The following is an 11,484-nucleotide window of genomic DNA, read 5'->3' as shown; positions in this document are numbered from 1 at the left end:
GCGCCACACCGCCGCCCCCGGCGCGCCGCGCCGGGCCAGCAGCAGGGCGCGCAGCGCGGCGGCGAAGCCGTCCTGCGCCACGGCGTCTGCCAGCACGCCGCATTCCCGCCCGCGCATCGCGAGGCGGCCGATCCAGGCCTCCGCCAGCTTCGGCAGCACCACCGGGCCGGCGCCCGGCGCCAGCGCGGCCAGCGCCTCCGCGGCGGCTTCGTCCCAGGCGACGGGCAGGGCGATGGGGCGGGGGGTGGCGTCCGGGTCCGGCGCGGCGCGCACCCGCCACAGCGCAACCTGGTCCCAGAGCGTTCCGGCAGGATGGGTCATGGGCGCCGAGCCTAAAGGCCCTTGCGCCCCTGCGGAAGCCGTATCTGGTGGCTGATCGGTCGTGACCCCGCAACATCCTGTGGACAACACCGTCTTTTGCGCCGCGGCCCGGCTTGTGCGAAAATGCCGGCCGCCGCAGATGATGCGGCGGCGCCGGGCGTGGCCCCCGGGGCCGGCGAGAGGACCCTCCATGTCGTTGATGCTGCGCCTGACCTCAGCGCTGTCCGGCCGCAAGATCGGCACCGACCGCTTCGGCAATGTCTATTTCGAATCCCGCGCCGACTACCGCGCCTATGGCCGCAAGCGCCGCTGGGTGGTCTTCGCCGGGCCGCAGGACCCGACCTCGGTGCCGCCGGAATGGCATGGCTGGCTGCATCACACCACGGATGTGCCGATGCCGGAGACGAAGCGCCACCCCTGGATGGTGGAACACCGCCCGAACCCGACCGGCACCGCCAATGCCTGGCATCCCCTGGGCCACGACTATGCCGGCGGCCGCCGCCCGGTGACCACCGGCGACTACGAGGCCTGGACCCCCGGTTCGTGACCCACCCCCGCGTGCAGGAGGCCATGCCATGAAGGGCCGTTCGATCGCCGAGGTGCTGGCCGGCGCCGTGGTGCTGCTCGTGGCCTTCAGCTTCCTCGCCTATGCCGTCACCAACAGCGGCCGCGGCGGGTTCTCCGGCCCGGCGCTGACGCTGACGGCGAAGTTCGACCGGATCGACGGGCTGGCGCCGGGCGCCGATGTGCGCGTCGCCGGCGTGAAGGTGGGCAGCGTGGTGGACCAGCGGATCGACCCGCAGACCTTCCTCGCCATCCTCACCATGCGCATCGACGCCAGCCTGCGGATGCCGACGGACAGTTCCGCCGAGATCGCCAGCGAAGGACTGCTGGGCGGGCGCTTCGTCTCCCTGGTGCCGGGCGGGGCGGATGAGACGCTGGCCGATGGCGGGCAGATCACCATCACCCAGTCGGCGATCAGCCTGGAAAGCCTGCTGGGCCGCTTCATCTTCTCCATGACCGAGGGCCAGCCGCGCAGCGGCGCCGACCAGCCCGCGGCAGCTGCCCCGGCAGCCCCCTCCGGCCTGGCTCCCCTGGGCACGCCCCCCGCCGGCCGATGAGCGCGCTGGACCCGCCGGCCAGCTGGCCCGGCGCCGATGGCGCGCCGCTGTCGTGCCGGGAGAAGCTGAAGGTGCTGGCGGAGAATCATGTGGAAGCCGCCCAGGTGCTGCGCGACGCCTTCGAGGATGCGGTGCTGATGGGCGTGGACGAGGCCGCCATGCGGCGCATCCTGGCCGACCTCGTCGCCGCGCTGCCGAGCCCGAAGCGCGCATGAGGCGCCTGGTCCTGGCGCTGCTGCTGCTGGCGGTCCCCGCCGCGGCGCAGGAATGGCGGCCGCAGCGCGTCGCCGTGCTGCAGGCGCTGGACAAGGTGACGGCGCGCATCACCGTGCTGCGCGCCGCGCTGAACCAGCCGGAACGCTTCGGCAGCCTGGCGATTACCGTGCGCGCCTGCCACGCCCGGCCGCCGGACGAGGTGCCGGATGCCGCCGCCTGGATGGAGATCAGCGACAGCCGGATCCCGGCGGAGAACAACCCGGTGTTCCGCGGCTGGATGTTCGCCGAGGCGCCGGGCGTGAACATGCTGCTGCACCCGGTCTACGACATCCGCATCCTGGAATGCCGGCCCGGGTGAGCACCGGTTCCCCGCCAACGCCGGCGCGGCCTTCAGCCGCGCGCCCGCCTTTTCAGCTTTCGCCGAGCTTCAGGATCTCGTCCCGCACCAGCGCCGCCTCCACCGCGTCATCCCAGCGCGCCTGTTCCTCCACCGCTTCCGACAGCAGGCGCTTGTAGCCCTGGCGGGGCACCTCGCGGCAGCCGAACTGCGCCAGGTGGGTGGTCTGGAACTGCGCATCCAGCAAGGTGAAGCCGAACAGCCGAAGCCGCGCCACCAGATGCACCAGCGCCACCTTGGAGGCATCGCGGGCGCGGCTGAACATGCTCTCCCCGAAGAAGGCGCCGCCAAGGGCCACGCCATACAGCCCGCCGGCCAGTTCCGGCCCGCCCTCCCCGGGCAGCCAGGCCTCCACCGAATGGGCATGGCCCATGCCGTGCAGGGCGCCGAACAGGCGCTCGATCTCCGGGTTGATCCAGGTATCCTCCCGCCCCTCCGCCGGGGCGGCGCAGGCGGCGATGACGCCGGCGAAATCGCGGTTGGTGGTGACCTGGTAGGGGCCGGCCAGCACGGTGCGGCGCAGCCGGCGGGGCAGGTGGAAGCCCCGCAGCGGCAGCACGCCGCGCTGTTCCGGGTCCAGCCAGTACAGCCGGTCGCCCCGCCGGGTTTCGGCCATGGGGAACAACCCCGCGCGATAGGCGCGGAGCATCAGGTCGGGCGTTATCTCGAACTGGCGCCGGCTCACCCTGCCACTATGCGGCATCCGGGCCGCAATCGCGAGGCCGGGCTGTTGCATCGCGTTTCACGTTCCGCCGCGGGCGCCGGCCGCAGGCGAGGGCTCAGCTTGCCTTGGCGCTGGCCTCGGAGCGCGTGGTGCCGACGCGGAGCGCCAGGGCGGCGGCCATGAAATCGTCGATCTCCCCGTCCAGCACCGCGTCCGGGTTGCCCTTCTCCACGCCGGTGCGCAGATCCTTCACCATCTGGTAGGGCTGCAGCACATAGCTGCGGATCTGGTGGCCCCAGCCGATATCGGTCTTGCCGGCTTCCACCGCGTCGCTGATCGCTTCCCGCTTGCGCAGCTCCAGCTCGTAGAGCCGCGCCTTCAGCATCTCCATGGCGATGGCGCGGTTCTTGTGCTGGCTGCGGTCCTGGGTCGAGGCCGCGACCACGCCGGTCGGAATATGGGTGAAGCGCACGCCGGATTCGGTCTTGTTCACATGCTGCCCGCCGGCGCCGGAGGCGCGGAAGGTGTCGGTCTTCAGGTCGGCCGGGTTGATCTCGATCTCGATCCGGTCGTCGATCACCGGGTAGACATAGACGCTGGCAAAGCTGGTCTGCCGGCGGGCGGCGGCGTCGAAGGGGCTGATGCGGACAAGCCGGTGCACGCCGGTTTCGGTCTTCAGCCAGCCGAAGGCGTTGGGGCCCGTCACCTGCAGGGTGGCGGATTTGATGCCGGCCTGCTCACCCTCGGACTGTTCCGTCAGGGCGATCTTGTAGCCGCGCTTCTCCGCCCAGCGGGAGTACATGCGCAGCAGCATCTCGGCCCAATCCTGGGCCTCCGTGCCGCCGGCGCCGGCATTCACTTCCAGATAGGCATCGTTGCTGTCGGCCTCGCCGGACAGCAGGCTCTCGATCTCGCGGTGCTTCACCTCGGCGGCGAAGCGCTGCATGTCGGCCACCGCGGCGTCGGCGATGGCGGCATCGCCCTCGGCCTCCGCCAGCTCGATCAGCTCCAGCGCGTCGGCGACGTCGCGTTCCAGCTTCTGCACGCCCTCGATTTGGGCGGCCAGGCGGTTGCGTTCGCGCATCAGGGCCTGGGCGGCGTCCGCCTTGGCCCAGAGGGCGGGGTCCTCGGACTTCGCGTTCAGCTCCTCCAGCCGCCGCAGCGCCACATCCCAGTCGAGATGGGCGCGCAGCAGGGCGAGGCCCTCGGTGATCTGGCTTTTCAGGTTCTCGGCATCGGCGCGCATGGCCGGTTCAGTAGAGACCCCCAAGGCTGCTGTCGAGGCCGGCCGCCGCGGTGGCCGGCGCATCCTCGGCCAGCGGGTCGCTCGGCGGGCGGGCGCTGTTCTCGGTGCCGGGCTTGAAGGCCTCGAAGATCGTCTGGCCGTTCGGCAGCTGGGTGCGCACCAGGGCCACGCCGGGCGGGGCGCGGAACGGCAGGGCCGGGCTGTCGCCCAGCGCCGCGGCCACTACGTCGCGGAAGATCGGCGCGGCATTGCTGCCGCCGGTCTCGTTGTTGCCCAGGCTGCGCGGCTCGTCGAAGCCGACCCAGACGGCCACCACCAGGTCCGGGGTGAAGCCGACGAACCAATTGTCCTTGTAGTCGTCGGTGGTGCCGGTCTTGCCGGCCACCGGGCGGTTCAGCCCGGCCCCGGCCCGCGCGCCGGTGCCGCGCTGCACGACGCCCTGCAGCATGCTGGTCATCTGGAAGGCGGACACCGGGTCGGTGACCTGCCGGCGATTTTCCGTCAGCGCCGGCGGCGGGCCAGCCGGGCCGCTGTCGCAGCCCTGGCATTCCCGCGCATCGGTACGCCAGACCAGCCGGCCCTGGCGGTCCTGCACGCTGTCGATCAGCGTCGGCGCCACCTGGCGCCCGCCATTCACGAAGCTGGCATAGCCCGCCGCCTGGCGCAGCACCGTCGTCTCCCCGGCGCCGAGCGACATCGCCAGCACGGGCGGCATGTTGGGGATGACGCCGAAGCGCGCCGCCACTTCCGCCACCGCCGGCATCCCCACCTGCTGGGCGAGCCGGACAGTGACGAGGTTCAGGCTGCGTTCCAGCGCACTGCGCATGGTCACCCAGCCCTGCGGCGCGCCGCCGCCGTAATTGCCCGGGCGCCAGACGCCCTGCGGCGTCGCCAGCTCCACCGGCGCGTCCAGCAGCAGCTGGTTCGGCGGCACGCCCTGTTCCAGCGCCGCCAGGTAGACATAAGGCTTGAAGGAGGAACCGGGCTGGCGCTGCGCCTGGCTGGCGCGGTTGAACCAGGAGCGTTCGAAGGACCAGCCGCCCACCATGGCCAGCACGCGGCCGGTATTGGGGTCCAGCGCCACCACGGCGCCCTCGGCTTCCGGCATCTGCCGCAGCGCCAGGCGTTCCGGCCGCGCCGGGGTGCGGCCCTGGGCCGGCGTGCCCGGCAGGGTTTCCACCAGCACCACGTCGCCGGGGGCGAGCACCTCCTGCATCCGGCGCGGCGTGCCGCCGATGCGGCCATCGCGCACCGGCCGCGCCCAGCCGGCGACGTCGGCCAGGCTCAGCGTGCCGGTGCGCGGCTGCGCCGCGGTGCGGGCATCCGGCCGTTCCAGCCAGGCCAGCCGCGCCTCCCGGTCACGCACCTCCAGCGCCACGGCCAGGCGCCATTCGGGGGGCGCACCGGGCGGGCGGGACAGCGCCTGCAGCGCCGGCAGCCATTCCGTGGCATTGGCCGAGATCCGCGTCACCGGCCCGCGCCAGCCGCCGCGCCGGCGGTCATAGGCCAGCAGGCCGTTGCGCAGCGCCTGTTCGGCCTCCGCCTGCAGCCTGGGGTCCAGCGAGGTGCGCACCACCAGGCCGCCCATCGTGGTCTGGTCGGCGCCGAAGCGGGCCACCAGCTCGCGCCGCACTTCCTCGGTGAAGTACTGGCCGACGGCGACCACGTCCGGCCGGCGGGTCGGGCGGGGGATCAACGGCTCCGCCCTGGCGCGGGCGGCGTCCGCCGCCGGCATCGCGCCATCCTCCGCCATGCGCTCGATCACCCAGTCGCGCCGCGCGCGGGCGGCTTCGGGGTAGCGCTGCGGATTGTAGTTGTTGGGCGCCTTGGGCAGGGCGGCGAGGAAGGCGGCTTCCGCGATGGTCAGCTCGTCCAGCGACTTGTTGAAGTAGTTCTGCGCCGCCGCGGCCACGCCATAGGCCTGCTGGCCCAGGAAGATCTCGTTCAGGTAGATCTCCAGGATCCGCGCCTTGGGCATCGCCTGCTCGATGCGCAGCGCCAGGATCGCCTCCCGCACCTTGCGCATCACGGTGCGGTCATTGCCCACCAGCATGTTCTTGGCGACCTGCTGGGTGATGGTGGAGGCGCCCGCCATGCGGCGGCCGGAGCCGAGCTGTTCCAGGTTGGTCAGCACGGTGCGCGCGATGCCGATCGGATCGACGCCGTGATGCGACCAGAAGCGCTGGTCCTCGGCCGAGACGAAGGCTTGCTGCACCATGCGCGGAATCGCCTCGATCGGCACGAAGACCCGGCGTTCCTGCGCCAGCTCCGCCATCAGGCGGCTGTCGCCGGCGTAGATGCGGCTCATCTGCGGGGCCTGGTAGTCCGCCAGCCAGCGATAATCCGGCAGTTCCGCGGCGGCGGAGCGGTACAGCGCATAGGCCGCGGCGGCGCCGGTCAGCCCGCCGGCGACGCCGATGATGATCAGCGCCTTGGCCAGCATCCCCATGGTGCCGAAGAACCAGCCGCGGCGGCGAGGCGTGCGCGGCGGCTTGCCCGGCCGGCGCGGCGGCGGCGGCGGGGCGGCGAGGTCCGGCGCCGGCGAGGCGGTGGTCGGGCGGTGTCCCACCATCGGGCCGTCGGCGCGGAGGTCGTGCGTGTCCATCGGCATTCCATACACGGTCTGGCGGCAGGCGGCACATGCCGCCTGTCAAAGGCAGCCCTGCTCGAAGGCCCCCTGGCGGGGCGATCTTGGGTCGCGGCCGGCCCGGCGCCAGGGCGCGCCGGGCCGGCCGCGCGGAAACAAGACGCGGCGTGGGCGGCGGCGTTCCGCTAGCCCCGCGCCGAAGCGACCTCCTGCCCCTGCGCCAGCCAGCCATGCACGGCGCGGCCCAGCGCGCGGGCCAGCTTGGCGCGGTGCTCCGGCCGGCGCAGCGCGGCCTCGTCCTGCGGGTCGGACAGGAAGCCCATCTCCACCAGCACCGCCGGCACATCCGGTGCCTTCAGCACCATGAAGCCGGCCTGGCGATGGGTGTTGGGCAGCAGCGCCACATCCTGGCGCAGCTCCGCCACCACGCGCTGCGCCATGCGGGCGCTGCCGATTCGCGTCTCCGCGCGGACCAGCGACATCAGGATGGCTTGCACCTCCGGCGGCACGGCGGGCAGGTTCAGCCCGCCGGCGCGGTCCGCCAGATTCTCCCGCTGCGCCAGCGCCCCGGCCAGCTGGTCCGAACTGTTGCCGAGCGTGTAGACGCTGGCGCCGCGGGCGCCTGGCGCGCTGTCGGCGTGCAGGGAGACGAACAGCGCGGCCTGGCGGCGGCGGGCGAATTGCACCCGCTGTTCCAGCGGCACGAAGCGGTCATTGCTGCGGGTCAGCGCCACGCGGCAGCGGCCGCCGGCTTCCAGCACCCGCTTCAACTGCAAGGCCGCGGCCAGCACCACGCGCTTTTCCTGGGTGCCCTTGGTGCCGATGGCGCCCGGGTCACGGCCGCCATGGCCGGGGTCCAGCACCACCAGGGGCAGGCTGGCCGCGGGGCTGCGTCCGCCGCCCTGGGCCAGCGCGCCATGGCCGGCGGCCAGGCGGTTGAAGGCGGCGGCGGTGCCGGGCACCAGCTCGATCACCAGCAGCCCGCCCGATTCCCGGGCGCTGTGCAGCGCCACCGGGCCGCTGAGGTCGAGCCGCAGGCGCCCGCGCTCCACCCGCGCCGCGCGCACGCGGCCGGCGGCGCGCAGCCGGTTGGCGGCCCGCCAGGGGGTTCCCGGCGTCTCCAGCAGCAGGCGGTTGGGCCGGCGCGCGGCCAGCAGGCGCCAGCGCGCGCCCGCTGGCAGGCGCAACTCCAGGCGCGTGACCGCGCCATCGGCTTCCAGCGTTGCGCCGGTGACGGCGGCCAGCGCCTCCCGCGGCGCGGGCAGCGCTGCCAGGCCAAGCAGCAGGCTCGCCAGGGCACGGCGACCGAACATGGGCAGGGCCCCCCTTGCAAATGACGGCCGGAAACGGCCGCCTGGCCACGCCAGCCCCCCGGCGCGGCCCGGCCGGACCACCCCCCGGTGCCGGCCATGGCAGGGAGAATGCCACATCCGGCCCGCCACTTGCCAGCGCAACTTGAGAGGGTGGTTCAGCGAATAGATCGCAACCGGCACGTGCGCCTGCGGGTGTGGCCCTGCTGCATCGGTCTGCCGCGGCGCCTTGTGGATGGCGGCCGGGGCGCCTATGGTGACCTGCCCCGGTGGCAACCGCCGCCGGCTGGGTTTGCGTGTCGCGCGGCCGCCTGGTTCCGCATCCGCCCGCGTCACCGCGGTGGAAGGGTCATCGGGTTCTGAGGCCGGAGTCCTGGCATGGTGCGTGGGCGATCTGCCCGCCACCGCGTTTCGTCAGGTGCCGCGATGCCACCCCGCCGGCGCGGTGCCTGCGCGGACGTCCCGTTCCTTCCAACCCGGACCGGACGCACCCCGCATGCCTGCCGCCCGCCCGATTGCGCCTGCGACCGGCGCCCCGCAATGGCCAATCGCACGTCGCGTGCGCGGCCCGGGGGCGCGCCGGCCGAAGGGTTTCCGGGGCAGCGCGAGGCGCGCCCGCCGGGACCGGTCGGTCTGGGGAGTTTCCCCGGACGCGTCGGCCCCACTGAACCCAACGGGCTTCGCCCGGGGCTCCGCCCCAGGCCGCCCACCGCGACGAGGACCGATCGCCGCCGCATGGACGCCATCCTGCCGCCGATCCGCCGCGTCTCGGGCCCCGCCACCACCTGTCGCCGCCGCCGACCCGAACCCCCTGGGCAGCGCGGTGCGGAGTCCTCTCCTCCATGACCAAGCGCATGCTGATTGACGCATCCCACCCCGAAGAGACACGGGTGGTGGTGCTGGACGGCACCAGGCTCGAAGCCTTCGACGTCGAGTCGGCGAACAAGATGCCCCTGAAGGGCAACATTTACCTGGCCCGCGTGGTGCGGGTGGAACCCAGCCTGCAGGCCGCCTTCGTGGAATATGGCGGCAACCGCCACGGCTTCCTCGCCTTCAGCGAGATCCACCCGGACTACTACCAGCTTCCCGTCGCCGACCGGCAGCGCCTGATCGAGATGCAGCAGGCCGAGGCGCGCGAGGAACAGGAACGCGAGGAGGCCGAGGAGGCCGCCCGCGACGCCGATGGCGCCCTGACCAGCGCGCTGGAGGCCGAGGCCGCCGAGCCCGGCGAGGCCCCCCATGCCCTGCGGGACGAGCCCGCCGGCGCGGCACCTGTCCAGCCGGAGGCCGCTGCCGTGCCGGCCGATGGCGCCGCGGAGGCCGAGGCGCCGCAGGAAGCCGGGGCGCCGGCGCGGGACCAGGACGACGCTGAGGAAGCGCGCCAGGACGACCGGGCCCAGGATGATCGGGCCCAGGACGATCGGGACGGCGACGACCGCAGCCAGGACGAGCGGGACCGCGACGAGCAGGAGCGCGAGGGCCGGGCGCAGGCCTTCCGCTACGACAATGGCCAGGACGACAATGGCCAGGACGACAGCGGCCAGGACGACAGCGGCCAGGACGACAGCGGCCAGGACGACAATGGCCAGGACGACAGCGCCCAGGACGACAGCGGCCAGGACGATAACGGCCCGGACGACGGCCGTGCCGAATCGGAGGCCGAGGGCGAGACCCAGGCCGAGGCCGCGCCGCGGGTGCGGGCCGAGCGCCAGGGCCGCGGCCGTGGCCGTGGCCGCGGCGACCGCAGCCGGGGCGACCGCGACCGCGGTGGCGACCGGGGTGACCGTGGCGACCGTGACCGTGGCGACCGGGGCGCGGAGCGGAACGATGACGAGGTGGAAAGCGTCGGCAACGCCGATGCCCCGCCGCCCGAGGTGGTCGGCGGCAGCACCGAGGATGACGCGCGCGAGCGCCGCATCCCGCCGCGCTTCCTGCGCCACTACAAGATCCAGGAGGTCATCAAGCGCCGCCAGATCATGCTGATCCAGGTGGTGAAGGAGGAGCGCGGCGGGAAGGGCGCGGCGCTGACCACCTACATCTCGCTGGCCGGCCGCTTCTCCGTCCTCATGCCGAACAGCCCGCGCGGCGGCGGCGTCTCCCGCAAGATCACCTCCGCCGGGGACCGCAAGCGGCTGCGCGAGATCATCGACGAGCAGGGCCTGCCGCAGGGCATGTCGCTGATCGTCCGCACCGCCGGGGCGCAGCGCCCGAAGCCCGAGATCAAGCGGGATTGTGAATACCTGCTGCGCCTGTGGGACGGCATCCGCGAGCGCACCTTTGCCTCCACCGCGCCGGCGCTGATCTATGAGGAAGCGGACCTCATCAAGCGCTCGATCCGCGACGTCTACGGCAAGGACGTCGAGGAAGTGCATGTGGAGGGCGAGGACGCCTACCAGGATGCGCGCGAATTCATGCGCATGCTGATGCCGGCACATGTGAACAAGGTGAAGCCGGTGCGCGACGGCGTGCCGCTGTTCGCCCGCCACGGCGTCGATGCCCAGCTCGACGCCATGCACAGCCCGAATGTGCAGCTGAAATCCGGCGGCTATATCGTGATCAACCAGACCGAGGCGCTGGTTGCCATCGACGTGAACTCGGGCCGCGCCACGCGCGACCGGCACATCGAGGACACGGCGCTGCGCACCAACCTGGAAGCGGCGGACGAGGTGGCGCGCCAGCTGCGCCTGCGGGACCTCGCCGGCCTGATCGTGATCGACTTCATCGACATGGAGTCGTCGCGCAATGACGCCCAGGTCGAGCGCCGGCTGAAGGAAGCCCTGAAGCAGGACCGCGCCCGCATCCAGGTCGGCCGGATCAGCCATTTCGGCCTGCTGGAGATGTCGCGCCAGCGGCTGCGGCCCTCGGTGGTGGAGCACGCCTATGTCGCCTGCCCGCACTGCCAGGGCCGCGGCCTGGTGCGCAGCGTGGAGAGCAGCGGCCTGCAGGTGCTGCGCGCGATCGAGGAGGAAGGCGCCAAGCGCCGCGCCGCCGAGATCGTGGTGCATGTCGCCATGCCGGTCATGCTCTGGCTGCTGAACCAGAAGCGCGAGCGGCTGGGCCAGATCGAGCAGCGCTACGGCATGCGAGTCCTCGTGCAGCCGGATGACACGCTGATCCCACCGGCGCTGCGCATCGAGCGCACCCGTGCCGCCAACCCGGACGCGCTGCCGGAACGCCCGGCGGCGCTGCGCATGGACTACGCCCCGGAACCCGAGCCGATGGAGCCCGCCGAGATCGAGGCGGAGCTTGAGGAGCCCGAGGTGGAGCCGGCACGCAGCACCGAACGCGGCGCCGAGCGTGGGGCCGCTGAACGCACCGAGGAGACCGCCGAGCAGGCCGAGGGCCGCCGCCGCCGCCGCCGCCGCCGCCGCGGCGGCCGGCGCGACGGGGTCGAGGGCCAGGCCGGCGAGACCGGCCCCGGCGGTGCCGAGGAGGAAGGCGAGGAGGGCGAGGAGAACGAGGCCGAGCCTGGCAGCGAGGCCGTTGCCGCGTCCGACGCCCTGCCCGTCAGCCGGCCGGCGCCCGAGGCGGGCGGCCAGCCGGTGGCGGAGGCAGGCGCCGAGCCGATGGCGGAATCCGGTGCCGATGCGGCCGAGGAGGGCGGCGATTCGGCGGAGGATGA

At 73.2% G+C, this 11,484-nt stretch carries 9 protein-coding genes and 1 pseudogene; 5 read left to right on the top strand and 5 right to left on the bottom strand.

The annotated features are described in order from the left end of the window. Nucleotides 1–321 (bottom strand): annotated as a pseudogene (locus HEQ75_RS26575) (hypothetical protein); the annotation flags it as partial. 190 nt (nucleotides 322–511) lie between these two features. Here HEQ75_RS26575 and HEQ75_RS26570 point away from each other — a divergent pair. From HEQ75_RS26570 to HEQ75_RS26555, 4 genes are read left to right on the top strand one after another with little or no spacing between them, the layout of a single operon-like run. Continuing rightward, on the top strand, nucleotides 512–868 hold the full coding sequence (locus tag HEQ75_RS26570; protein ID WP_168035147.1) for an NADH:ubiquinone oxidoreductase subunit NDUFA12: 357 nt from the start codon (nucleotides 512–514) through the stop codon (nucleotides 866–868). Nucleotides 869–896: 28 nt separating this feature from the next. Then, nucleotides 897–1,442, top strand: a complete 546-nt coding sequence (gene mlaD / locus HEQ75_RS26565) for an outer membrane lipid asymmetry maintenance protein MlaD (RefSeq protein ID WP_168035146.1) — start codon at nucleotides 897–899, stop codon at nucleotides 1,440–1,442. Further along, nucleotides 1,439–1,657: a hypothetical protein gene (locus tag HEQ75_RS26560; protein ID WP_168035145.1), complete on the top strand. Its 219-nt coding sequence runs from the start codon at nucleotides 1,439–1,441 to the stop codon at nucleotides 1,655–1,657. The genes mlaD and HEQ75_RS26560 overlap by 4 nt, the downstream gene beginning before the upstream one ends. After that, nucleotides 1,654–2,016: a DUF2155 domain-containing protein gene (locus HEQ75_RS26555; protein ID WP_168035144.1), complete on the top strand. Its 363-nt coding sequence runs from the start codon at nucleotides 1,654–1,656 to the stop codon at nucleotides 2,014–2,016. The genes HEQ75_RS26560 and HEQ75_RS26555 overlap by 4 nt, the downstream gene beginning before the upstream one ends. 52 nt (nucleotides 2,017–2,068) lie before the next feature. Here the strand turns inward: HEQ75_RS26555 and aat are convergent, their stop codons facing one another. The 4 genes from aat to HEQ75_RS26535 form a co-directional block, all read right to left on the bottom strand. Next, a complete protein-coding gene (gene aat, locus HEQ75_RS26550) occupies nucleotides 2,069–2,758 on the bottom strand; it encodes a leucyl/phenylalanyl-tRNA--protein transferase (protein WP_168035143.1) in 690 nt (229 codons plus the stop codon). A 76-nt stretch (nucleotides 2,759–2,834) separates the two neighbouring features. After that, nucleotides 2,835–3,965: a peptide chain release factor 2 gene (gene prfB / locus HEQ75_RS26545; protein ID WP_168035142.1), complete on the bottom strand. Its 1,131-nt coding sequence runs from the start codon at nucleotides 3,963–3,965 to the stop codon at nucleotides 2,835–2,837. A gap of 7 nt (nucleotides 3,966–3,972) precedes the next feature. Next, nucleotides 3,973–6,570, bottom strand: a complete 2,598-nt coding sequence (locus HEQ75_RS26540; RefSeq protein ID WP_235962148.1) for a penicillin-binding protein 1A — start codon at nucleotides 6,568–6,570, stop codon at nucleotides 3,973–3,975. A gap of 167 nt (nucleotides 6,571–6,737) precedes the next feature. Beyond that, entirely contained in the window at nucleotides 6,738–7,865 is a 1,128-nt protein-coding gene (locus tag HEQ75_RS26535) for an N-acetylmuramoyl-L-alanine amidase family protein (protein WP_168035141.1), read from the bottom strand. Nucleotides 7,866–8,704: 839 nt separating this feature from the next. Between HEQ75_RS26535 and HEQ75_RS28575 the strand changes: the two genes are divergently transcribed. Then, nucleotides 8,705–11,484: Rne/Rng family ribonuclease (locus HEQ75_RS28575; protein WP_168035140.1), on the top strand; the 2,780-nt coding region annotated here is incomplete at its 3' end.

Origin of the sequence: Falsiroseomonas selenitidurans, assembly GCF_012103215.1 — a bacterium.
Taxonomy (GTDB): domain Bacteria; phylum Pseudomonadota; class Alphaproteobacteria; order Acetobacterales; family Acetobacteraceae; genus Falsiroseomonas; species Falsiroseomonas selenitidurans.
The sequence above is the reverse complement of the archived record's forward strand: the minus strand, read 5'-3'. Positions and strand labels throughout refer to the sequence as shown.

Bases quoted from the DNA above. Each gene is read 5' to 3' on its own strand.
- HEQ75_RS26570 (WP_168035147.1), top strand. From the start codon at position 512: ATGTCGTTGATGCTGCGCCTGACCTCAGCGCTGTCCGGCCGCAAGATC.
- mlaD (WP_168035146.1), top strand. From the start codon at position 897: ATGAAGGGCCGTTCGATCGCCGAGGTGCTGGCCGGCGCCGTGGTGCTG.
- HEQ75_RS26560 (WP_168035145.1), top strand. From the start codon at position 1,439: ATGAGCGCGCTGGACCCGCCGGCCAGCTGGCCCGGCGCCGATGGCGCG.
- HEQ75_RS26555 (WP_168035144.1), top strand. From the start codon at position 1,654: ATGAGGCGCCTGGTCCTGGCGCTGCTGCTGCTGGCGGTCCCCGCCGCG.
- aat (WP_168035143.1), bottom strand. From the start codon at position 2,758: ATGCCGCATAGTGGCAGGGTGAGCCGGCGCCAGTTCGAGATAACGCCC.
- prfB (WP_168035142.1), bottom strand. From the start codon at position 3,965: ATGCGCGCCGATGCCGAGAACCTGAAAAGCCAGATCACCGAGGGCCTC.
- HEQ75_RS26540 (WP_235962148.1), bottom strand. From the start codon at position 6,570: ATGGACACGCACGACCTCCGCGCCGACGGCCCGATGGTGGGACACCGC.
- HEQ75_RS26535 (WP_168035141.1), bottom strand. From the start codon at position 7,865: ATGTTCGGTCGCCGTGCCCTGGCGAGCCTGCTGCTTGGCCTGGCAGCG.